The organism is Martinezella paranaensis (genome assembly GCF_014200235.1).
GTDB classification, from domain to species: Bacteria; Pseudomonadota; Alphaproteobacteria; order Rhizobiales; family Rhizobiaceae; genus Rhizobium; species Rhizobium paranaense.
Genome location: NZ_JACHBI010000007.1, coordinates 118525 through 141283, shown reverse-complemented (window position 1 = coordinate 141283; position 22759 = coordinate 118525). Strand labels below are relative to the sequence as shown.

Genomic DNA, 22759 nt, shown 5'->3' with positions numbered 1-22759 from the left:
AGCGCCCTTTCCAGACTTGGAGAGGGCGCGTTTTTCTTAAGGGACGATCAGCGTGCCGGCCCCGTGTTCGGTAAAGATTTCGAGCAGCACGGAATGGGCGGTCTTGCCGTTGAGGATGACGACGCCCTGGACACCCGCCTTGATGGCGTCGATGCAGGTCTCGACCTTCGGGATCATGCCGCCGGAAATCGTGCCGTCGGCGATCAGCGCATGTGCCTGGGCGACGGAGAGTTCCTTGATCAACTGTCCCTGCTTGTCGAGCACGCCCGGAACGTCGGTCAGGAAGAGCAGGCGGGTGGCGCTGAGCGCGCCGGCAATGGCGCCGGCGAAGGTGTCGGCGTTGATGTTATAGGTTGCGCCATCACGGCCAGGGGCGACCGGAGCGATGACCGGGATCATCTCGGACTTGGCAAGCAGGTCGAGCAGCGTGCGATCGACTTCGACCACCTCGCCGACGAAGCCGAGATCGAGCACGCGCTCGATGTTGGAATCCGGGTCCTTGATGGTCTTATGCGCCTTCTCGGCGAAGACCATGTTGCCGTCCTTGCCGCAGAGGCCGATCGCCCATTCGCCGGTCTGGTTGATCAGCGCGACGATTTCCTTGTTGATCGAGCCGGCCAGCACCATTTCGACGATCTCGACGGTCTTGGCGTCAGTCACGCGCAGGCCGCCTTCGAATTTCGATTCGATGCCCATCTTCGTCAGCATGGAGCCGATCTGCGGGCCGCCGCCGTGGACGACGATCGGGTTGACGCCCGACTGTTTCAGAAGTGCGATATCGGCCGCAAAAGCTTTGCCAAGCTCGGCATTGCCCATGGCATGGCCACCGTATTTCACCACGATGGTCTTGTTTTCATAGCGCTGCATGTAGGGCAGGGCCTGCGCCAGCAGGCTGGCTTGGAGTTCGCTTTGGGATTCGGACATGGGGCACCCCGTACAATTGTTCGCGGCCTTTTATCTCAAGTTTTTGACAGAGGGAATAATGATGACAGGATTAGTTTTTCCTGCGTCATATCGCGCGTCCCGCGCAGTCTCATCCTTTGAATGAGCTTGTTGCCCTTTGAGTGAGCTTGTCGCCGGATAGTTTTCGCTTAAGTTAATATGAAGAAGCCGCGATCGGGGGGATCGGATGGCGAGCGAGGAGATAGAGGCGCTCATCGGCCGGGTCGCGATGCGCGACCAGAAAGCTTTTGCCGTGCTCTACAAAAGGACCAGTCCGAAACTCTATGCCGTCTGCCTGCGTATCCTCGGCAACAGGACGGATGCCGAGGAAGTTTTGCAGGAAATCTACGTGAAAATCTGGCAGCGGGCCGAGCGTTTTATCGCCTCGGAAGGGCCGGCAATGCCGTGGCTGACCACGATTGCGCGCAATCAATCGATCGATGCTATCCGTGCCCGAAAACCTGTCGCAGATGAAATTGATACCGCCTATGATCTTGCCGATACCGAACCTGGCCCCGAAGAGCAGGCAATGGTGAAGGGAGAGGGAAGGCGCATTGACAGGTGCATGGAAGAGTTGGAAGCTGATCGAGCCAAGGCTGTTCGCAGCGCCTATGTGGACGGCCTGAGCTACCAGGAACTAGCTGAGCAATATGCGGTGCCTTTGAATACAATGCGTACCTGGCTGCGCCGAAGCCTGATTAGACTGAGAGAGTGCATGGACCGATGAGTACGCCCGATCAAAGCAAGGGAGGCCGCTCCCGCGATGAAGTCCTGGCCGGAGAATATGTGCTTGGCGTGCTGTCATTGGAGGACCGACAAAAGGTAGAGCGACGCATGCGCAGCGATCGGCAGTTTGCCGCTATCGTCAGTCGCTGGGAGCAGAATCTTTCGGGCTTCAACGACGATTACGATATGGTCGCGCCGGCGGCCTCAGTGTTCCCCAAGATCGAGAGGCGCATTTTCGGAGATGCCGCTTTCGGTGCTCATCTCTGGAATTCGCTGCTTCTTTGGCGGTCAGTCGCCTTCGGTTCGTTGTTTATCGCAGCCGGCGTCCTGGTTTTCACCGTCACCAACAGCGTCTCGAAACCGACACCGGGTAGGCAGCTCACCGCTTCCCTTGCCGGACAGAGCAGCGCTATCAACTTGCTGGCTGATTATGACGTCACAAGCGGGCGGCTGAAGGTGACACCGGTCGCCGCCGGTCAACCCCAGGAAAAATCGCTGGAACTCTGGCTGATCCGTGGCAGCGAGCCGGCCGAGGCGCTCGGCGTCTTGCCGCAGACCGGCGAGGGTGAGATCGTTCTGCCGCAGGAGATTCACGGCAAACTGACGGAAGGCGCCATCATCGCCGTCAGCGTCGAACCTTTCGGCGGTTCGCCGACGGGCAAGCCCACGGGTGACGTAATCGCTTCCGGCACCATCCATCTGCCCTGAAGACATCTTTTTCCGAAAAAAGAACTGCGGCTGAAACTCTTCTTTCGGCGCCTCCGTATCTTGCTCTGACCCCGCCTGATCGGGGCAAGAGAGGAAGAGGACAAGCCATGATCAAGACCGCAATCCGCATCGCCGCTGTGGCCGTAACGCTTTCAGCCGCGACCGGCCTCGTCTATGCGAAGAACCCGACCGTCGGCGGCGCGCCGATGTTCGCCAATAAGAATATCATTGAAAATGCCGTCAACTCGAAGGACCACACGACGCTGGTCGCCGCCGTCAAGGCTGCCGGCCTTGTCGACACACTGGAAGGCAAAGGCCCCTTCACCGTCTTCGCGCCCACCAACGAAGCCTTCAAGAAGCTGCCGCCCGGCACGGTCGAGACGCTGCTGAAGCCGGAAAACAAGGCGATGTTGACGAAGGTGCTGACCTGTCATGTCGTTGCTGGCGATGACATGGCGGCCGCCATCAAGAAGATGTCGATGGGCAATGGCGGCGAGTACGACCTGAAGACGGTCGGCGGCTGCACGATCAAGGCCACCGAGATGGGCGGCAAGCTGACGCTGACCGACGAAGCCGGCGGCACCGCCCACATCACCATCGCCGACGTCAAGCAGTCGAACGGCGTGATCCATGTGGTCGACAAGGTGTTATTGCCGAAAATGTAACGACCATCGGCAAAGCTGCCGCCGCCTTCGAGCGTCGAGGGCGGCGGCTTTTTTTGTCAGACGGCAATGCCGACGGTGAGTCCGATTGCCTGACGTAGTTCCTGCAGGCCCTCGCTCTTTTCCGAGGAGGTGGCGAGGATGCCGGGATAGGCGGCGGGGCGTTTGCGGATCTTTTCAGCCGTATCGGCCATCAGCTTCGGCAGGCCCGCGGGCTTGATCTTGTCGGTTTTGGTCAACACGATCTGGTAGGAAACGGCGGCCTTGTCGAGCAGCGACAGAACTTCTTCGTCGTTTTTCTTGATGCCGTGACGGCTGTCGATCAGCACATAGACGCGCTTTAGCGTCGCCCGGCCCCGCAGATAGTCGAAAACCAGCTTCGTCCAGGCATCCACCTGATCCTTCGGCGCTTCGGCATAGCCGTAGCCAGGCATATCCACCAAGGCCATCGGCGGCAGGTCGGTGCCTTCGCCGGAAAAGCCGTCGGGGACGAAATAGTTGAGTTCCTGTGTGCGGCCCGGCGTGTTCGAGGTGCGCGCCAAACCTTTATGGCCGACCAGCGCATTGATCAGCGACGACTTGCCGACATTCGAGCGTCCGGCAAACGCCACTTCCAATGGCCCCTCCGGCGGCAGGAACTTCATGGACGGCACGCCGCGGATGAAGATCCAGGGGCGCCCGAAAAGCGGCTTGTCGTCTTTTGTCGTCTGTTCTGCCATGCGCTCGCGGTCTTCCGGTTCACTTGGCTGACTGGCTTCGAGGTTTTACCCGCGAAAGTCAAGTTTTGATCGCCAGCTCATCGTTGGTGTTGGCGGCCCATGGTGGTCGTCACGACGGAATCAGCGATCTTTTTGCAACGTCGATGACGGTTTGGGTCAGCAGCGCAAGCCGGTCTGCGGCGAGACGGCTAATCTGCCAGTAGAGGGTGACATCAAGCGGCGTTTCCGGCACCAGTTCGACCAGCCGGCCGGCCCGAATATGGTCCTGGATGAGGTGAACCGGGTTCATACCCCAGCCCATCCCTCGCAGGCTGGCTTCCACGAAACCTTGTGTGGAGGGCAGCCAGTGTGTTGGCACGTTGCGGTCAACTCCTCCGAACACACGCTGGAGCCAATCGATCTGAAGGCGATCCTTCTGGCTGAAGATCAATGAAGGCGCGATGGCTATGGCCTCCGGCGTCACGCCGCCCGGAAAATACCGCCGAATAAAGTCGGGGCTTGCCGTGGCATGGTAGCGCATAGCGCCCAGGGAATATCGGCGGCATCCGGAAATCGGTTGTTCCATGCTGGTGACGGCAGCAATGACCCTTCCGCGCTGAAGCCATTCCGCCGTGTAATCCTGATCGTCTACCGAGACATTGAGAAGATAGTCGGAGGTTTTGGCGAACTGCGCCGCTGCTTCCAGAAACCAGGTTCCAAGGCTATCGGCGTTCGTCGCGACCTGAAGCGTGACCCGCTGCTGAAGTTTTCCACGCTCGCTGAGAGAGGGGAGATGTTCGAGCAATTCGCTTTCCAGAATGCCGACGTTTTCCATGTGCCGGCAAAGCCAGTCGCCCTGTTCCGTGGCGATGCAGGGCGTCCCTCTGATGACAAGTGCGGTGCCGACCCGTTCTTCGAGTTGCTTGATCCGCTGAGAAACAGCCGATGGCGTGACGTTCAATACCGCCGCCGCTTTTTCGAAGCTGCCAGATTGAACAACGGCGAAGAGAACGCGAAGAGCCGGGTAGTCGATCATGGATAAGCTGTACTTAATCAGAGTTAGTAGGTTTAAGTACCCTAAATCAGCGCCCCGGTCTATGGAGCCGAGAGGTTTTCAGGCGGGCGATTTGGGCATGGACTTTTCGACATATTTTACCGGAATGACGATGGGGCTCAGTCTCATTGTCGCCATTGGCGCGCAAAACGCGTTCATTCTTCGCCAAGGTCTGCGCCACGAATACGTCTTTGCGGTCTGCCTTGCTTGCGCTCTGTCGGACGCTGTTCTCATCGTGATTGGTGTTACGAGCTTAAAGCAGGTCATCGCAGTGCTGCCATGGCTCGATCCCGCCATGCGTTATGGCGGGACGGCATTTCTCGTCTGGTATGGGGCGAAAAGCCTGTTATCCGCGATACGATCCACCGGCGCTCTCTCGGTGGCGAACAGCAGTTCGGCGAGCTTCGGCAAGACCATGGCCATGTGCCTCGCCCTGACCTGGCTCAATCCTCACGTCTACCTCGACACCGTCGTGCTTCTCGGAACGATCGCGACACGCTTTCCAGGACATCAGGCGGAGTTTGCCGCAGGGGCCATGACGGGGTCGTTCCTGTTTTTCTTTTCACTGGGATACGGCGCGACCCGACTTAAGCCTATCTTTTCGCGGCCGGCGTCCTGGCGCATTCTCGAGGCAATCGTCGCTTGCGTCATGTGGCTGATCGCTTTCAAACTTCTCGGCGGAATGTGAAGTTCGCCGGGATCGAGGAACGCCATGCCATACGACCTGCATTGGAAGGCGCGGCGGGCATGAAGCTCCTACTTTCGCGAGTTCAGAAGGGAACAGGGTATGACGCTTTTTCACGGTCTTTCGGCTTTTCCGATCACGCCAACCGATGAGCCCGGCGTCGTCGATACCGCTGCACTGGCTCGGCTTTTGATGCGTATCGCCGCAGCGAAGGCTGACTCGATCGGCTTGCTCGGGAGCACGGGCGGATATATGTTTCTGTCTCGCGATCAGCGACGCCGCGCCGTCGATGCCGCGATGTCGGCCGTCGGAGGAACGATACCGGTCATCGTTGGGGTCGGTGCGCTGCGTACGGATGAGGCTCAAGCCTTAGCACGCGATGCCGTGCAGGCAGGAGCGGACGCCCTTCTCCTTGCGCCAGTTTCATACACGCCGCTGACAGATGATGAGGTCTACGAACACTTCGCGGCTGTGGCCGACGCCGGTCAGCTTCCCTTGTGCATCTACAACAATCCCGGCACCACGAAATTCACGTTCAGCAACAAGCTGATCGCCAGGCTGGCAAAGGTTGCGAACATCCAGGCCGTAAAGATGCCGCTACCATCGGACGCAGATTTCCGGTCAGAGCTTGAGAGCCTGAGATCGGAGACCCAATCCGGCTTCGCGATAGGTTATAGCGGCGATTGGGGCGCCGCCGACGCTCTGCTGGCAGGAGCGGACGCGTGGTACAGCGTCGTTGCCGGGCTTTTGCCGGCCGAGGCGCTCGCTCTGACGAGAGCGGCACAAAGTGGTGATGTGGAGAAGGCACGAACCATCAACAAGGCATTCGAGCCGCTGTGGTCGCTGTTCAAGGAATTCGGCAGCTTCCGTGTCATGTTCGCGATCGCAGAAGCCCTCGATCTCGGCAGGTTCGAGCCGCCTCGGCCCGTTCTTGGGCTCCCCGCGTCCGCGCGGCAGCGCGTTACGGAGGCATTGAAGACGTTGGGTTCGGTCTCGGGCCTGTAGGTCAGCACCATATCCGCATATAAAAGAAAAGCCCCGCCGAAGCGGGGCTTGTATCATCATTTCGATGGCGCCGGTTTTCGTTTGAAGAGGCCCTTCAGATTGTCGAAGAGTTCCACCTTCACGCCGTGGCGCTTCATGATGATCGACTGCTGGATGACCGACAGCGTGTTGTTCCACGCCCAGTAGATCACGAGGCCCGCCGGGAAGCTGGAGAGCATGAACATGAACACCAGCGGCATCCAGGTGAAGATCATCGCCTGTGTCGGGTCCGGCGGCGTCGGGTTCATGCGCATCTGCAGGAACATGGTCACGCCCATGATCAGCGGCCAGACACCCAGATGCAGGATGGTCGGTGCGGCAAACGGCAGCAGGCCGAACAGGTTGACGATCGACGTCGGATCGGGAGCAGAAAGGTCCTGAATCCAGCCGAAGAACGGTGCATGGCGCATCTCGATGGTGATGTAGATCACCTTGTAGAGCGAGAAGAAGATCGGGATCTGCAGCAGCACCGGCCAGCAGCCCGCGATCGGGTTGATCTTCTCTTCCTTGTAGAGCTGCATCGTCGCCTGCTGCAGGCCCATGCGATCGTCGCCGAACTTGGCCTTCAGCTCTTCCATCTTCGGCTGCATGCGCTTCATGTTCGCCATGGAGGCATATTGCTTGCTGGCGAGCGGGAAGAACAACGCCTTGACGACGATGGTCGTGCAGAGGATGGCGACGCCGAAATTGCCGAAGAAGTGGAAGAAGAAATCCATCAACTTGAACATCGGCTTGGTGATGAAATAGAACCAGCCCCAGTCGATCAGGCGGTCGAAACGCGGGATCGAATAGCTCGTCTCGTAGCGGTCGATGACCGGAACTTCCTTGGCACCGGCGAAGACCAGGCTCTTCAGCTCCTGCGTCTGGCCGGGGGCGATGGTGACCGGATCCTGCTTATAGTCGGCCTGATAGCGTGGCTGGCCATCGGTAAAGTGCGAGAAGTGGGCATCGTAGGCGGTCGACTGCGGCGGCACAATCGTCGCGGCCCAGTACTTGTCCGTGATGCCGAGCCAGCCGCCGGTCGCCTTCGCCGGATTGACGGCTTCCTTTTCGGCAGCGGTATATTTGGTCTCGATCAGGCCATCATCGCCGATGACGCCGATAAAGCCTTCATGCAACACATAGGCCGTGGGCGTGGTCGGCTTGTTGTAGCGGGTCACGCGGCCATAGGTCGAGAGTGTCACCGGCGCCTGACCGGCGTTGGCGATCTTGTCGGTGATCGTGAACATGTAGCGTTCGTCGACCGAAATGGTGCGGGTAAAGGTGACGCCCTTGTCGTTGGTATAGGAGAGCGTTACCGGCGTCTTCTCGGTCAGCTTGTCGCCGCTGGCCAGCGTCCAGACCGTCGAGGGGCCGGGAACGGTGCCGGCTACATCGCTGCCGATAAAGCCGAGTTCGGTGAAATAGCCGTCCTTGGTGTCGGCCGGGCTGAACAGCGTGATGATCGGGCTGCTCTTGTCTACCGTCTCATGATAGGCCTTGAGCTGCAGATCGTCGAAACGGGCACCTTCCAGATTGATGGAACCGGCAAGCGCGGGCGTGTCGATGATGACGCGCGAGGACGACGTCTTGGCAACCGATTGATTGCGGTCGAGGGTCGTCGGTGCGGTCTGGCCGTTCGCCGGAGCCGAGCCGTTCACGGTGGTGCCTGCGGCCGGGGCCTGCGTCTGCGTCGTCTGAGCCTGCTGCGTCTGCTGCTGCAGCTTGGCGGCCTGTTCGGCCTGGCGCTGCGCTTCGAGGCGCGGGTTCATGTAGAAAAACTGCCAGCCGAGAACGATCAGCACAGACAGGGCAATTGCAATGAAGTAATTGCGGTTATTTTCCATCATACTTTCCTGGAGCGGTCCGTTTCCGGCCGCCGGTGTTTCGGCCTGGTTTCGATGCGGCTGACGAGCTCGCCCGTCAATTTCTCGAAAGATGCGGTCAGCACATCGCGCCGCGCGACAACCACATAGTCGTGTCCGGGCTGCATTGCAAATCCCGCATGAAGTCGCACAGCTTCTTTCAGCCTGCGCCGCATGCGGTTTCGTTCGACCGCGTTGCCATGTTTTTTGGTGACGGTAAATCCAACGCGGGGTTCGGCGTCGGAGAGCTTGCGGTCCAGCACTTCGATGAGGAAGAGGCTTCCCCGGCGTTTTTCGCCTTCGCGGACTGCAAGAAACTGCGGCCGGCTTTTCAGCCGCCCGACAGTCTTTGTTGGTCGTTCATTCGTCAATTCGCCCGCCATCTTTATCGGGCATTCCGGCCCTTAGGCCGAAAGACGCTTGCGACCGCGGTTACGGCGAGCGGAGAGAACCGCGCGGCCGCCCTTGGTAGCCATGCGCGCACGGAAACCGTGACGACGCTTGCGGACAAGCTTGGATGGTTGATAGGTACGCTTCATTTATTTAAACACCGCGGAGTGCGGCCCTTCTTGAGCTTTGCTTTAAAAGCAAGGAGCGTTGTTGATTATGGCGAACGGGCTTGGCCGGCAAATGCAGGCTCCATGACCGGACGTGCGCGGGCTTATACGGATCAAGGCCCCGGAAGTCAATTATACCGGCGCAGATTCCTGGAACCTGGCTTCTTGCGCACCTTACGTGTCCCGGTGATACAACCGCAGGCAGGTATTTTAACTACTAAGCTTCACTTTTTATAATATTAGATGCGGCGATTGCCGCGAATTCGTCAGTTAATTGAAAGTGTTTTGAAAATTTATATTCGAAATGCCCGCAAGATAACTTTAATAATTTTAGTCGATATCTAGCGATATGTCGGGAAAACCCTGGCTTTTTGGGGTCTTCCGCTTCGAGGGGGCATATCGTTGAAGATTCGTGGTAAAATCAATCTGCTCGTAGCCGTAATGGCCGGTGCCGCACTGTTGATCGGCGCAACCGCTCTTTACGCGGTCGATCAATATGACGGGCAGCTTCAGGCCTACGAGCTTGCGTCGAGCCGTGCCTATATGGGCGAGCGTCTGAACCGCTATGTCACCGCGGTCGTGATGGAATCGCGCGGCATCTATGCCTCCGATACCGCCAAGGATGCCAAGAACTTCGCCGATGGATTGATGAAGGACCTGGACGAGATCGACAAGGTGATTGCTGCCTGGTCGCCACTGGTTCCCGAAGAGCAGAAAACCGAATTCTCCAAACTGCAGGATCGTGCCCGGGAATTCCGTACGTTTCGAACAGAGACCGCTCGGCTCGGTGTGAACGACAGTCCGGAGGCCGCCAACAAGCAGGGCAACAACGACGCCAATCGCGCCAACCGTAAGGCATTCCAGGCCGAGATCGATGCGGTCGTTCAGGCTGACAAAGCAGCACTCGACGTTGTCGATGACGAGGTCACGGATTTCCGCCAAACGGTCATGTGGGCCGTGCTCGGCATGATGGTGGCGGCGATTGGCGCCGGTGCCGGCCTTGGCATGTATATCGGCACCATGCATCTGAGCCGACCGATCCGCAAGGTGACGGAGACCATCAAGCAAGTGGCTGACGGCAATTTCGATATCGAAGTTCCCTTTGCCGGCCGCGCCGACGAAATCGGCGACATGGCTGCCGCCGTCGATGTCTTCAAGCAGAACGGCAATGCTGTGCGCCGCATGAATGCCGAGGAAACGGCCATGCGTGCCAAGAGCGACGACCTGCAATCCAGCATGTCGCTTGTCGTTTCCGCCGCTGCCGCCGGCGATTTCAGCCGCCGCATCGAAAAGGATTACGGCGACGTCAACCTCAATCGCTTTGCCGGCAATATCAACGAGCTTCTGACGAGCGTCGACACTGGTGTCGGCGAGGTCCGTCGCGTCCTTGCAAGCCTTGCGGAAGGCGATCTGACCCAGACCATGCGGGGCGAGTTCCACGGCGCCTTCGCCGAACTGCAGCAGAACGTCAACAGCACCTTTGCGACCCTCCAGAGCACCATGCGCGAAGTGCGCGAGACGACCGGCTCCATCAATACCAACACCAACGAACTGCGCGCTGCCAGCGACGATCTGGCGAAGCGTACGGAACAGCAGGCCGCCGCCCTGGAAGAGACCTCGGCTGCGCTCGACCAGATCACCGCCGTCGTGCAAAGCTCGACCGAGCGGGCGCAGGAGGCGAGCGTCATGGTGACGGAAGCCAAGGAGAACGCCGCTCATTCCGGCAAGGTGGTTCGCAATGCCGTCGATGCCATGGGCCGCATCGAACAGGCATCCGGCGAGATCAGCCAGATCATCGGCGTCATCGACGAGATCGCCTTCCAGACCAATCTGCTGGCGTTGAATGCCGGCGTCGAGGCCGCCCGTGCCGGGGAGGCCGGCAAGGGCTTCGCCGTCGTCGCCCAGGAAGTTCGCGAACTGGCCCAGCGCTCCGCCACGGCCGCCAAGGACATCAAGGCGCTGATCAGCAAGTCCGGTGATGAGGTGCAGGTCGGCGTCAAGCTGGTGCAGGCAACCGGCGAAGCGCTGGCGGCGATCGAGGGGCGGGTGCTGAAGATCAACGATCATATCCATTCGATCGCAACGGCCGCCCGCGAACAGTCGACTGGCCTCACCGAGGTGAACAAGGCGGTCAACCAGATGGACGAGGTGACGCAGCGCAACGCCGCCATGGTCGAGGAAACCTCTGCCGCCACCCATCGCCTCTCGGGCGAGGCCGATGGTCTCGTTCGGCTCGTCGCTCGCTTCAAGGTCGACATCAGCGCCGCCTCGGCGCCCGTATCGGCCCGCGCCGAAACGCATCGCCCCGTCGCATCGCCGGCACGCCGCATGATGGGCAAGGTCGCCAGTGCCTTCACGGGTGGCGGCGCGGCAGCTCCCGCAGCGCAGGGCTGGGAAGAATTCTGATCCTACCTGGGCTCAGACGGAAAGGCGCGCTGGTGCGCCTTTCCCGCCTTTGACATGCGCTAACGGCCGCACTGTTACAGAGGCGATTGGAAAAACTGTCACAATCTCCTATTATCTGCTTCGATATGTCGTCATCAGATCGCTTTGAAACAAAGCGGGACAGCCGAAATGGATAGTGAGCAAGACAGGAACGTCGGCGAAGGCGGCAAGGCCGAGGCTCGGACTCACTCGCGTTTCTATCGCCCAACAGGCATTTTCGGCGGTCTTTCCGGCAAGCTGCTGATGCTCACAGTCGTTTTCATCCTGCTTGCCGAAGTGCTGATCTTCGTCCCTTCCGTCGCCAATATGCGTTTGCGCTGGCTGGAAGACCGGCTGAACACGGCCGCCGCCGCCGCCATCGTCATCGATGGCCTGCAGCCGGTCGAACTGCCCCGCGCGCTGCAGAAGGAAACGCTGATGGCGACGGGCACGCGCGCCATCGTGCTGCGCAAGGACGGGACCTCGCGGCTGTTGGCGACCGCCGAGATGCCGTCTTCCGTCGACGAGCAATATGATTTGAGCGACGTCTCGCTGCCGACAGCGATCCGCGATGCGCTGGACACGCTGCTGTTCGGCGGCAATCGCGTCATCCGCGTCTTCGGCCCGGTCGGCGGCGACGATAGCACCGGCATCGAAGTGGTGTTGAAGGATACAAGGCTGCGCAACGCCATGCTTGCCTATTCCGGCAGCGTCCTTTTCGTTTCGATCCTGATTTCGCTGTTCACCGCGACCCTGATCTTCTTCGCTATCAATCGCATGATGATCCGCCCGATCCGCCGGCTGACCGACAGCATGCAGACCTTTTCGCAGGATCCGGAAGACCCCAGCCGCGTGCTGGTGTCGGATGGGGGACGCGACGAACTGGCCGTGGCCGGCCGCCACCTTGCTTCCATGCAGTCGCAGTTGCAGAAGACGCTGAAGCAGCAGAAAAACCTCGCTGCCCTCGGTCTCGCCGTGTCCAAGATCAACCACGACATGCGCAACATCCTGTCGGCCGCGCAACTGATGTCCGACCGCCTGGTCGACGTCGACGATCCGATGGTCAAGCGCTTTGCACCGAAGTTGCTGCGCACCATCGACCGCGCCGTTGGCTATACGACCGAGGTTCTGTCCTTCGGCCAGACCTCCGAATCGGCCCCGCGGCGCCGCCGCGTGCACCTGCTCGAACTCATCGACGAGGTGCGCGATATCCTGGCGATCGATCCCGATAGCGGCATCGAATTCGTCGTGCAGATGAGCCCGGATCTGGAGGTCGACGCCGACAGCGAGCAACTGTTCCGCATCATCCACAATCTCTGCCGCAATGCCCACCAGGCCTTGGTCGCCTTCGCCGAGACCGCGCCCGACAGCATTCGCCGCATCACCGTGTCGGCGCGCCGCATCGGCAGTGTCGTCAGCATCACTGTCGACGATACCGGCCCGGGCATGCCGCAAAAGGCGCGGGAAAATCTTTTTACCGCCTTCCGCGGCTCCGCGCGCTCCGGCGGCACCGGCTTGGGCCTGGCGATCGCCCGCGAACTGGTGCTTGCCCATGGCGGCACCATCGCGCTTGTGGAAAAACCGGCCGCCGGCACCCAATTTCGCATCGAAATCCCCGACCGCCCGGTCTCGCTCGACGACTACCGCAGTCGCTCCTTCCACGAAAACTGAGTGTTTTCAGCCGCTTCGTCAGATCGTTTGCGAAAATCGCGATCTTTTTCACAAATCCACTTGCATTCCCCGAAAGGACCCTTTAGAGAACCGCCCACGCCAACGGTTTCTTCCGTTTCGGCCACGCACCCGTAGCTCAGCTGGATAGAGCACCAGACTACGAATCTGGGGGTCAGGAGTTCGAATCTCTTCGGGTGCGCCATTTTTCATAACTCCAAAACAATGATGGTCACAACGAGCCTACCCTGGTTCGCCGAACCAACGCGCGGCAACCTGAATAGCTTCCTCAAGAATAGGGGTGGTGTCGGCAACCCAAGCGACGAAGCCATCGGGGCGTACCAATACAGCGCTCAAGCCCAGCCGATCCTTGACGTCACTTGCGACATAAGCGATCCGCCCGCTCCAGCGGCGCGCAAGCCCATGAAGCGGTGCGCGAGCGTCAAAGTCTAAAAGTAAGCCCCTTCCGGTCCTGAGAAGATCGCCGATCTTCGTACCGTCGACCAATTCGAAGTCGGGAACGCTGCGGCCCACGAGCGGTTGGCTGTTGCCAAGATCATAGCGGAGGGAAACGCCCCACGCACGTTCGGCGAAATAGGTCGCGCCATCGCGCGTCTCAATCAGATCGCGGAGGATGGCTTCGAGCGCGCGTGAGCTCCGGCTTGGCCGCATGATCGCGACCTGCGCGCGCGACCAGTCGAGTATCTGCGCTCCGACCGGATGCCGCTCGCTCGTATAGGTATCTAGCAGATCGACCGGCGCATCGCCGCGAAGGGTGGCGGCCAGCTTCCAGCCGAGATTCATTGCATCACCGAGCCCGAGATTGAGGCCCTGGCCGCCCAGCGGGGAGTGTACGTGTGCGGCGTCCCCGGCAAGCAGCACTCGCCCGTTGCGATAAGACACCGCTTGGTACGCGCGATCCGTCCAAGTCGTGGCCAGCCGGAGAGCCGTCAACGCAACGTCTGTGCCAGAGACGCTGCGTAACACCGCTTGTGTATGGTCGAGGGTGATCGGCTGGTTCCGGTGGAACGCGCCGCCGTCGAAGTCGACCATCGCGATCGTCCCGGGCCGCGCATAGGTGTACATGCCCGTCGAGGTGTAGCTGCGGCCCACGCGGAGGATGTCCGGATCGGCCATCTCGACTTCGATCGAATAGCCGGTGAATTCGGGATCAGTGCCGACGAAATCGAAGCCGCCGGCCTTGCGCACTGCGCTGCGCCCGCCATCGCAACCAACGAGCCAGCGACAGCGAAAAGCCTCGCCGCCGGCACGGATGGTCACCTCGTCATCCGACTGGTCGAACGTCTCGACGCCGAGGCCGCGCCTGATCTCGGCCCCCGTGGCGGTTGCGCTAGCGCTCAGGACGGCTTCGAGGGTCTCCATGTCGACCGCCATGTTGACGCCGGCCGGACTTGGCAGGCGATAGGGCCACTTGGAGCTATCGATTTTGTCGTGGAAGAATTGGATACCGGCGAAATGGCCGGCCGGGTGGCGCGGCTGCTGCAGCCAGTGCGCGGCGGCCACGGTGCTGCCCGAGGCATCGTTTGCACGCTGCGCCGCGACGATGTCGTCCAGCAATCCGCGACGGTAAAGGGCTTCGAGAGTGGGCGCGGAAAGGCCGCGCATTCCGAACGGAAGTTGCTTCAAGGGTGAGCGCGGGTCTTCGGCTTGCTCCAGCACCAGCACCGAGAGATCGGCAAGGCGCAGCTCGCAGGCGAGGAACAGGCCGACGGGACCGGCTCCAGCAATCACAACGTCATAAAGAGCTAAGGGGCGGTTGGGCATGAACGGGCTCCTGTGTCGATGATGTTCGACCGGAGCGTTCCTCAGGTTTGAGAACCACACGGACGAACAGTTGGGCGCTGGCGCAGCGCCCGATGTTCGTCGTGGGGGTCTCATGCGCGAGGCCAAAGACCAGAGCTTTCGTTACCAAAAGGACTTGGGCTTACCAAACCAAGTCTGCCTTTTCCGACGTCGGGTAAATAGCGGTGTGGCGATTGATCCGCAAGGGTTCTTCGTTACCGCAGGCAGACGACCGATCACATAAACCCCGGATTTCGCGGCAGATACTGCGTCCAGTCACCATACTCCGGCGATGCCATCAACAGCATGGGAAAGGTGATTCGCATACCTTGCTTGACCGCAAGGCTCAGGACGCTGTCGCATGTGCCCGGCAGAAACGCCGATACGTTCTCAGCAGAGCGATCTGCCGCCAGTTTCAGCGCAGTCGTAAAGGCATCGTGGAGAAAGTCAGGCCGCGTGACGGCGAGGGGGCCGATGTGCCCACTTGATGCGAGATAGCTGTAGCCGACGCAATCGCTGCCGGCGCAGAGCAGCACTCCCGTTGTCGTCGGGTCATCGAGCAGGTAGCGATGATGCTTCTCGCGCGAGGCGCCTATGGCGCGGGAGTCGATCTCGGCGAGCTTTTTCATGGTTGCGGCGCTGCCGTCGATCGCGATGGCGCGCAGTGGCGGCGCCGGCAGTTCCTGCATCACCCGCTCGCGCGCGGCATTGAAAAGGTAAATCGGCATCTTGGGAAAGAGGCCGTGCCGCATGTACAGGCCCTGCGAGACGCGATTGAAGGTGAAGGTAATAAGTGCCTTGTGAACTGCTCCCGATTTCCGGGCATGCTCTACGGTTCGTCCCAATAGTTCATTTCCGATGCCCTGGCCTTGTCGGGCGGGATCGACGAACAACTGCGCGAGAAACCAAACATTCCCGCAAACCCAACTCCAGGCAAAGCCGAGAAGCTCTCCGCCGTCCTCGGCGACCCACAGGCCATCCGGGTCGTCATTGAGCGAAAAGAGTTGAAAGCTGGGAGGGCTTGCTGTGGCCATCGGGCCGAAGCCATGGCGAACGGTAAGATCGTTGATGGCGGCAACCACCAGAGCATCGGACGCGGCCAAATCGTCTGCTCGAGCAGGTCTGTAAACAAGCGACATTGAATAGCTCCGGCAAAGGCTTCCGAAACAGCGCGCGATCCGCAACGCCAACTATACCAGTTTTCAGAATGGTCTCAGACACCCCCAGCCCGTGAGAGCACCTCTCAATGCCACGGGAGAGCGGAGATATCGTCCATGATACTATCGCGCCTGCTCAGCCACGCGCGCATGAAGTCAGTGGCGGCAACTTTGTTGCGCTTATTTCAGGCGGTTGCCGCCAAGACAGCCGCAGGGCCGGGTTCGACCTATTTACCCCTTGCCGCCATTTTTCTTGCATTGGCTGCGGAACTTGGAGCGTTCCTTGCCATGAAGCCCCTTTGCGTCGGCCTGTGCTGAGCATGCCTTCGAAATTTCCGATTGCGCGGGCGTTGCCGCCTTTTGCTTGGCGGTGGTGCTCGGCGTTTTCGTGGTGGTCATCGGCGTAGTTGTCGTTGCCGGTGCCGTCGTTGTTTGCCCCATGGCACTGGTGCCGATGAGAGCGACAACCGCTGTAGCTGCGAATATTGCGACAAGTCTCATGGTCAATCCTCCGCTGGCCGACTCCTATGACACGCATGACGCGTGGTCAGCAACGAAAGGCTGAACCGATATATTAGCAAAAGCAATGCGCCCCTTTGACCCATGGCCCGCTGCGAACAGGACTATTTCGCGATGTCGAAGGGGCCGGGCAGTAGCCCGGCCCTCCACCTTTATTTCAGAACGGTCCGTAACGGCGCGGTCATCTTCTTGAAGCCGGAGCGCAGCATGTCGTGCTTGGTCTTCGGGTTCTTGTCGGCAAACATTCCGATGATCGAGGTCTTCAGTTTGTCGCGCCATGCGGATTTTCCAGGGGCCGTCGGCTTCAGGCCGCAGCGCCGCAGCAGATAGTTCATCTGGTAGACGGACGCCTGCTGATCGCAATCGCGCACGCAGAAATGAATGCCGAGAGCGATCGAATAGATATCGCCGTTCTTGAAAGCATGCGGCGCTTTCGACGGGTGGTGGACGCCGGTTCCCTGGTTCAAGGCATAGACCGTCGCCTTGCTTTGTTTTTCGACGGTGTATTTGGCGGCGTTGAGATCGCCGATGTAATATTTTTCGATTTCTTTATCGGGCAGGACGGAACGATCGTTTGCGTCCCATATGTTGGCGGTTCTGTTGCCGTGGATCTGGAACAGAAATGTTGCTTCATGGTCGATGTGATAGGGCGTTACGGCGTCGGGCGAGGCCAGGAATATGTAGGCATCCTCCCAGGTGACTTCGTCCCGCGAGCAACCGGTGTCGGCGAGGATTTCGGTCATGAGCTGATCAAGCAATGCGCGATATTCGGGATCGCGCTGAACGCTGTAGAGCAGCACCCACGATCCTGACACAGCCAGGTTCGAGATCGCTTCGTTGACGCTCTCCACCTTGTCGTTCAGCGGCACGGCCCAGCCGGCGTCCACTGGCGCCCCACCCGCCTGCCAGCGCACGCTTCTCGTGCTCGTGTCCGTAAGCAGTGATTTCGCAAGTTCGGCAAGGCGCGGAAGCGAGAACAACTGATGTCCGACCAAGTTGTGGCTGAATTGGAATGATCTTTTATTGAAGTCATTTCTAAAAGCATTCGGTCCCACCGCGATACTTTGCGTATCCAGGGAAGCTGGTTTGGTCACGGTGGCTGTAAGCATGATCGGAATCCCCCAGTTGATAGAGACGTTGGAAACGTCACGAAACTGTGATTGCCGTTCACATTTTTGTCATCTAGTCCAATGGTGGAGGGACATCCTACGATCGGATCAACCTACCCCAAAAAGGGGTGCACCCATGCGCTCACACAATCAATTCGATTTTGCTAAAGAAGATCAGGAAGATGGCCGGGCAAGGGTGCGGTTCCGCCGGCGTGGCGAGAGAGATCGTGCTGCTCTCTACCGATGCCGCTGCCATCTGATGGCGTGCTGGATCACGCTAACGGGAAGAGGACAAGCCCGCTCCGAGCTTGTCCTGGAGAAGCTTAGGCGCTCGTCTTCTCTGAAGCCGACACAGCCGAACTCTCTGCATTGGTGTCGGAAGAGGCCGACGGCCAGGTGATGTAGTAATACTGCGATCCGACCTGGCCGAAATAGGCCTCATTGCCGGTGACCTTGTCGATGAAGCTGCCGTCGGAATTCTTGACAAAGGTTCCATCGGAACCGCGTTCGAGATGAGCCTTCAGGAAGTCATTCCAATCGCTGGTGGGGATCGTGTCGCCGGTCTTGCTGGTCGTACCCTGCTCGCTGTCGGCACTGGCATCCCATGCCGTGATCGAAACGCCCTTGGTGGGGTCGGAGACCGTCAGCGTACCGTTGTCGAGCGCGTCGAGCATGGCTTGAGCCTGGCCGCCCTTCCCCTCGCTTTTGACTGCATCCTGCAGGTTCTGTTTCAGAAGACTCATGAACGAGCTGCTGGTCATGTCCGGATCGGATTGTGATGTCGCGGAGCTGTCGGTTTGATTTGCCGACAGGCCGTTCAGCATGCTCGTGAGCGATGCCTGTGATTGCGAGGGCAGGCTGGAGACGTCGTTGCTGCTGCTACTGCTGCTGCTATCGTCCAGCAGGGGATCGCTGCTCGAATCCTGCGAAGCGTCCGGTGTTTGCAGCAACTGCAGCGCCATTTGCGATGAGAGCAATCGGGTCGTGGTCAATGCGGAGACCATAGGTCATTCCTTCCCAATATGGCAGCCATCATGCCGGAAGCCGCCTTTGACGGTCGATCAACGCGCGCCCGCTCGGGCGGCGCATCGGAGATGCCGTCTACTGTAGGGAAATGGACTTACCCGGGGCTTGTGCGATGTTTCAGCGCGGCGGCTGCGCACCTTCGCCGTGATGCATCTTCAGCGGCAATTCCGGCAGGAACAGCAGCGCGATCAGAGCCAACGCGACGATGACGGTTCCGGTGGCGAAGGTCATGGCGATGGCATGGCGGTAAAGCGCTATTGCCGCGGCATGGTCTTCCGGCGACGCGGCGGCGAGCTGTTTGAGGCCGCCTTCCGTCAGCGACGATAGGTCGAGACTGCCGGACGAGCCTGTCGCCTGCCGCACGCGATAGGCCAGGATGGCACCGGAGCCGGTGACGCCGATCAGGCCGCCGAGCGAACGGAAGAAGGCAAGCGTTGCCGTGCCGACGCCGCGATGCGCAAGGGGCAGGGCATTCTGCACCGCGACCGTCATGGTCGGCATCACCAGCCCGAGCCCCAGTCCGAGCGCGAAGATCGGCGGCTCGATGATGGCGAACCCCTTGCTGGTCGCAATAGCCCAGGCGAGCGTGGCGAAGGCCGCCGTCGCAAGGCCGAGGCCGCAAAGCTGGGCTGGCTTGTAACGGCCGGAACGCTGCAGCAGCACGCGGCCGTTGAGCATGGAGGAGATGACGAAGCCGATCATCAGCGGCCCCGTCAGGAAACCGGAATGCGAAGGGGTAACGCCCATCACCATCTGGAAGAACAAGGGGAAGAACAAGGTCGCGCCGAGCATGCCCATGAAGGTCAGAGCGAGCACGAGGCAGGCGATGATGAACAGTCGGTTGCGGAAGAGATCGGGCGGCAGCACCGGTTCCGGCTCACGCCTGATGTGGAAGACGAAGAAAATTCCGAGGACAAGGGCCGCGGCGGCAAGACCGAGAATTTGCGGCGAGTTCCAGGCCCATTCGTTGCCGCCAAGCGCGAGCGCCAGCAGGAAGCTGGTGGTGCAACCGGTCAGCAGCACGGCGCCGAGATAATCGATACGGCGGCTGCGTACCTGATGCCGCCGCTTCAAGGCGCGGCCGATCATGACGAGTGCCACCGCGCCGATCGGCAGGTTGACGTAGAAGATCCAATGCCAGGAGAGCAGATCGGTGATGACGCCGCCGAGGATCGGGCCGATAACGCTGCAGACGGCGAAGACGGCGGCTATCGAGCCTTGATTGCGACCGCGCCTGGCCGGTGGCACGAGATCGCCGATGATGATCTGCGCCAAAGGCAGCAGTCCGCCAGCGCCCAGGCCCTGAATGGCGCGGAAGATGATGAGCTGCAGCAGCGTTTGCGCCATGCCGCTCAAGACGGAGCCGAGAAGGAAAATCAGGATTGCCGTGTAGATCATCGGCTTACGGCCATACTGGTCGCTGAGCTTGCCATAGAGTGGCATGGTGCTGGTCGAGGCCAGAACATAGGCGCTGACCACCCAGGACAAATGAGTAACCCCGCCGAGATCGCTGACGATGCGCGGCAGGGCGGTCGCGACGATGCTCTGGTCGATGGCGCCGAGGCCAAGCACGATCATCAGGCCAAGGATGACGGCGCGAATTTCGCGGCGGTCGGGCGCGTCGTCTTCGGTCGCCGCCGGCTGCGGAGCGGCCTGTCGAACTTGTGAGGTCATTGTCCGATGTCTCCGAGCGGGCCGATGGCGGCGCGGATGGCGGCGCGCGCCTCAGGCGATAATTTGGCGAGTTCGAAGGCGAGCCAGTCGGTTCGCCTCTGCTTTATGCCTTGAATCAGAGCCCGCCCCTTGTCGGTGGCGATCAGACCACTGCGTCGCCGGTCTTCTGGGTCGGGAGCGGAGCGGGTGACGAGGCCTTCACGTTCCATTGCCTTGATGTGCCCCGATATGGTCGGGCCACGCAGGTTCTCCAGCCGCGCCAGCTCCGCAACCCCAATGCCCGGCTGCTGGAGAATGGCGACGAGAAGAAGCGCCTGCAGCGGCGAGATGCCGGGCTCATCGTTTTCACGTCGCAACTGTCGATAAAGGCGATGCAGGGCGGGGCGCAATGCTTCGGCAAGCGCCATGGCCTCTTCAAGTTCCTGAAGATCTCCGGTGTCGTGCATGGCGATCCATAAAGATAGATAGGCTTCCTATCTATCTGCATAGCCCACGCTTCCGACTTGCACAAGCGGCGAATCCCTGCGGCAAGGCCTCGGGCCGTGATTTTAGCGTGCAAACCCTCTCTCTGCCTGGGCGGGGAGGGCGCGGTCACGCCATAACGGGCAGCGGCATTCTCAGGCCGGTCAGTTGCTCCGACACCTCCCAAAGCCGGCGCCAGACGGCTTTGTTCTGTGCATACGGCACGATCTTGGCGCGGACGGGCGGTCCCTTCAATTCATAGAAGCCATTCGGACCGTACATGACGCCTCCTTCTGCTTCCGAAGACGTAGCGGCGAGAAGCGTCGGCAAGGCGCCCGCCGTTGCCGACTGCGCCATGACTGGTGCTATCAATGTGCTGAACCGTTCAAGAAAGCCCGGCCTGTTGCGGCCCATGCGCGGACCAGCGCTTTGCAGGCCGGTAACGGCGTAGCCGGGATGGGCGGCCATGCTCATCAAGTTCCAGCCTTCAGCGCGGGCGATCCGGTCGAGTTCAAGGCCGAACATCAAGGTCGCCAGCTTCGATTGGCAATAGGCGCCCCAGGAGCTGTAGCTTTTCTTCGATTGCAGATCGTCGAAATTGATCTTGCCGCTGCGATGCGCCAGGCTGCTGACGGTAACGACGCGTGGGTTCGCGGCGGCCAAGACTTTCGGCAGCAGCCGCATGTTCAAGGCAAAATGGCCGATATAATTCGCCCCCATCTGCATCTCGAAGCCATCCTCGGTTTCATGTCTGTCCGGAATGGCCATGACGCCGGCATTGTTGATGAGAAGGTCGATCCGCGGCACGGAAGCGGTGATGCGCTTGGCGGTGCGGGCAACGGAATCGAGGCTGGCGAGATCGAGCGGCTCGAAGGCGACGTCGGCGCCGGGCGTCTTGGCGCGAATCTTAGCGAGTACCTCAGCGCCCTTGCGTTCGTTGCGCGAGGCTATGATGACCTTGGCGCCGGCACCCGCCAGGGCTTGGGCGGTTTCATAGCCGATGCCGCTGGTGGCGCCGGTGACGACGGCGATGCGGCCGGTCTGCGGGGGAATGTCTTTCACGGTCCAATTCGGCATGACGATCTCCTGGGAAGATTTGCAAATTTGTATTCGATTAATTATTGCGCTAAACGCAAAAATACAACTGTTTAAAAAATGCATTGCCTAGAGATCGCAATTATGATTTGCGTATCGGCAACATTGGCCGCGCAATTGCCTGTGGTGCCTTCGAATTGCCACGCTGCTCGGACCTTGATCGCGTCGTATTCGATATTTCTGCTAAAGATTGGATTCCTGGGATGACGACAAAGACGACATGCGCCGAATTCGTGCAGTTCTTCCGCTCCTGGGTCAGCAATCCCATGCGTGTCTCAGCGATTGCGCCGTCCGGTGAGCGATTGGCCCGTCTGATGACGCAGGAGATCGAGGCGCTCGACGGCCCGATCCTCGAACTTGGCCCCGGCACCGGCGTTTTCACCCGCGCGCTGATGGGGCGCGGCGTTCCGGAGAGCGACTTGACGCTGATCGAATTCGGCGAAGAGTTTGCCGCTCGATTGCGTGGCCGCTTTCCCGAGGCGCGCGTGGTGCAGATGGATGCGGCGCAGCTTACCCAATGCGGCCTGTTTGCCGATGCGCCCTTCGGCGCCGTCGTCAGCGGCCTGCCTTTGCTCTCCATGTCTCCCGATAAGATCGCCGCGATCGTCGGCGGCGCCTTTGCGACGATGAGGTCCGGCGGCTCTTTCTACCAGTTCACTTACGGCCCGCGCTGCCCGGTGTCGCGTTCGATCCTCGATCGTCTCGGCCTGAAAGCGGAGCGCATCGGCGGCACGGTGCGCAACATTCCGCCGGCCGGCGTCTACCGAATCTCGCGCAGAAAACCGCTGGAGATCTCGATCGATCGCTCCAGATATCACAGCAGGGAAGAGGGTGCCGGGATCGCAGCCTACACTGCCGAAGCCGATATGGGGCGGCCGGAAGCGGGTGCATAGCAGGGGCAG

General features: G+C 60.3%; 22 protein-coding genes and 1 tRNA gene. 9 read left to right on the top strand and 14 right to left on the bottom strand.

Annotated elements, in window-relative coordinates:
• Window positions 1–36 precede the first annotated feature (36 nt).
• A complete protein-coding gene (argB, locus tag GGD50_RS18315; protein WP_028751062.1) occupies window positions 37–924 on the bottom strand; it encodes an acetylglutamate kinase in 888 nt (295 codons plus the stop codon).
• 205 nt (window positions 925–1129) lie between these two features.
• Between argB and GGD50_RS18310 the strand changes: the two genes are divergently transcribed.
• The 3 genes from GGD50_RS18310 to GGD50_RS18300 all read left to right on the top strand — a co-directional run bounded on the left by GGD50_RS18310 (window position 1130) and on the right by GGD50_RS18300 (window position 3041).
• Complete coding sequence (locus GGD50_RS18310; RefSeq protein WP_107106849.1) at window positions 1130–1669, top strand: sigma-70 family RNA polymerase sigma factor; 540 nt, start codon at window positions 1130–1132, stop codon at window positions 1667–1669.
• Window positions 1666–2376, top strand: a complete 711-nt coding sequence (locus GGD50_RS18305) for an anti-sigma factor (RefSeq protein WP_107106850.1) — start codon at window positions 1666–1668, stop codon at window positions 2374–2376. The genes GGD50_RS18310 and GGD50_RS18305 overlap by 4 nt, the downstream gene beginning before the upstream one ends.
• Before the next feature lie 107 nt (window positions 2377–2483).
• Window positions 2484–3041 carry a fasciclin domain-containing protein gene (locus GGD50_RS18300; protein ID WP_107106851.1) on the top strand — a complete coding sequence of 186 codons (558 nt, stop codon included), beginning with the start codon at window positions 2484–2486 and terminating at the stop codon, window positions 3039–3041.
• A gap of 56 nt (window positions 3042–3097) precedes the next feature.
• On the opposite strand, the gene yihA is transcribed toward GGD50_RS18300, so the two are convergent.
• Window positions 3098–3757: a ribosome biogenesis GTP-binding protein YihA/YsxC gene (gene yihA, locus GGD50_RS18295; RefSeq protein WP_107106852.1), complete on the bottom strand. Its 660-nt coding sequence runs from the start codon at window positions 3755–3757 to the stop codon at window positions 3098–3100.
• A 109-nt stretch (window positions 3758–3866) separates the two neighbouring features.
• Entirely contained in the window at window positions 3867–4772 is a 906-nt protein-coding gene (locus GGD50_RS18290) for a LysR family transcriptional regulator ArgP (protein ID WP_107106853.1), read from the bottom strand.
• Between the two features lie 97 nt (window positions 4773–4869).
• Between GGD50_RS18290 and GGD50_RS18285 the strand changes: the two genes are divergently transcribed.
• Both GGD50_RS18285 and GGD50_RS18280 read left to right on the top strand, forming a co-directional pair.
• Complete coding sequence (locus GGD50_RS18285; RefSeq protein WP_107107042.1) at window positions 4870–5478, top strand: LysE/ArgO family amino acid transporter; 609 nt, start codon at window positions 4870–4872, stop codon at window positions 5476–5478.
• 99 nt (window positions 5479–5577) lie between these two features.
• Window positions 5578–6480 (top strand): dihydrodipicolinate synthase family protein, encoded by a 903-nt coding sequence (locus tag GGD50_RS18280; protein WP_107106854.1) that lies wholly within the window; start codon window positions 5578–5580, stop codon window positions 6478–6480.
• A gap of 56 nt (window positions 6481–6536) precedes the next feature.
• Here the strand turns inward: GGD50_RS18280 and yidC are convergent, their stop codons facing one another.
• Genes yidC through rpmH form a run of 3 tightly spaced genes read right to left on the bottom strand, consistent with a single transcriptional unit; the run spans window position 6537 to window position 8902 of the window.
• Window positions 6537–8345, bottom strand: coding sequence for a membrane protein insertase YidC (gene yidC, locus GGD50_RS18275; protein ID WP_107106855.1), 1809 nt, complete (start codon window positions 8343–8345; stop codon window positions 6537–6539).
• The gene (rnpA, locus tag GGD50_RS18270; protein WP_107106856.1) at window positions 8345–8746 is read right to left on the bottom strand and encodes a ribonuclease P protein component; all 402 of its coding nucleotides are present in this window, start codon (window positions 8744–8746) and stop codon (window positions 8345–8347) included. Before rnpA ends, yidC begins: the two co-directional genes overlap by 1 nt.
• 21 nt (window positions 8747–8767) lie before the next feature.
• Window positions 8768–8902, bottom strand: a complete 135-nt coding sequence (gene rpmH / locus GGD50_RS18265) for a 50S ribosomal protein L34 (RefSeq protein WP_041677194.1) — start codon at window positions 8900–8902, stop codon at window positions 8768–8770.
• Window positions 8903–9322: 420 nt separating this feature from the next.
• Here rpmH and GGD50_RS18260 point away from each other — a divergent pair, with 420 nt between their 5' ends.
• The 3 genes from GGD50_RS18260 to GGD50_RS18250 all read left to right on the top strand — a co-directional run bounded on the left by GGD50_RS18260 (window position 9323) and on the right by GGD50_RS18250 (window position 13217).
• Window positions 9323–11326, top strand: coding sequence for a HAMP domain-containing methyl-accepting chemotaxis protein (locus GGD50_RS18260; RefSeq protein ID WP_107106857.1), 2004 nt, complete (start codon window positions 9323–9325; stop codon window positions 11324–11326).
• A 168-nt stretch (window positions 11327–11494) separates the two neighbouring features.
• Complete coding sequence (locus GGD50_RS18255) at window positions 11495–13015, top strand: sensor histidine kinase (protein ID WP_107106858.1); 1521 nt, start codon at window positions 11495–11497, stop codon at window positions 13013–13015.
• A gap of 125 nt (window positions 13016–13140) precedes the next feature.
• A tRNA-Arg gene (locus tag GGD50_RS18250) sits at window positions 13141–13217 on the top strand.
• Between the two features lie 38 nt (window positions 13218–13255).
• Here the strand turns inward: GGD50_RS18250 and GGD50_RS18245 are convergent.
• The 8 genes from GGD50_RS18245 to GGD50_RS18210 form a co-directional block, all read right to left on the bottom strand.
• Window positions 13256–14797, bottom strand: coding sequence for an FAD-dependent monooxygenase (locus tag GGD50_RS18245; RefSeq protein ID WP_107106859.1), 1542 nt, complete (start codon window positions 14795–14797; stop codon window positions 13256–13258).
• A 254-nt stretch (window positions 14798–15051) separates the two neighbouring features.
• Complete coding sequence (locus tag GGD50_RS18240; protein WP_107106860.1) at window positions 15052–15954, bottom strand: GNAT family N-acetyltransferase; 903 nt, start codon at window positions 15952–15954, stop codon at window positions 15052–15054.
• A gap of 249 nt (window positions 15955–16203) precedes the next feature.
• Window positions 16204–16473 carry a PsiF family protein gene (locus GGD50_RS18235; RefSeq protein WP_107106861.1) on the bottom strand — a complete coding sequence of 90 codons (270 nt, stop codon included), beginning with the start codon at window positions 16471–16473 and terminating at the stop codon, window positions 16204–16206.
• 170 nt (window positions 16474–16643) lie between these two features.
• Window positions 16644–17471 (bottom strand): hypothetical protein, encoded by an 828-nt coding sequence (locus GGD50_RS18230; RefSeq protein WP_146143971.1) that lies wholly within the window; start codon window positions 17469–17471, stop codon window positions 16644–16646.
• A gap of 452 nt (window positions 17472–17923) precedes the next feature.
• Window positions 17924–18604 (bottom strand): hypothetical protein, encoded by a 681-nt coding sequence (locus tag GGD50_RS18225; protein ID WP_107106863.1) that lies wholly within the window; start codon window positions 18602–18604, stop codon window positions 17924–17926.
• A gap of 139 nt (window positions 18605–18743) precedes the next feature.
• A complete protein-coding gene (locus tag GGD50_RS18220) occupies window positions 18744–20300 on the bottom strand; it encodes an MDR family MFS transporter (RefSeq protein ID WP_107106864.1) in 1557 nt (518 codons plus the stop codon).
• Window positions 20297–20746 (bottom strand): MarR family winged helix-turn-helix transcriptional regulator, encoded by a 450-nt coding sequence (locus tag GGD50_RS18215; protein ID WP_107106865.1) that lies wholly within the window; start codon window positions 20744–20746, stop codon window positions 20297–20299. The genes GGD50_RS18220 and GGD50_RS18215 overlap by 4 nt, the downstream gene beginning before the upstream one ends.
• Before the next feature lie 145 nt (window positions 20747–20891).
• Window positions 20892–21839, bottom strand: a complete 948-nt coding sequence (locus GGD50_RS18210) for an SDR family oxidoreductase (protein WP_107106866.1) — start codon at window positions 21837–21839, stop codon at window positions 20892–20894.
• A 221-nt stretch (window positions 21840–22060) separates the two neighbouring features.
• Here GGD50_RS18210 and GGD50_RS18205 point away from each other — a divergent pair, with 221 nt between their 5' ends.
• Window positions 22061–22750 carry a class I SAM-dependent methyltransferase gene (locus GGD50_RS18205; RefSeq protein WP_107107043.1) on the top strand — a complete coding sequence of 230 codons (690 nt, stop codon included), beginning with the start codon at window positions 22061–22063 and terminating at the stop codon, window positions 22748–22750.
• Window positions 22751–22759: the final 9 nt, after the last annotated feature.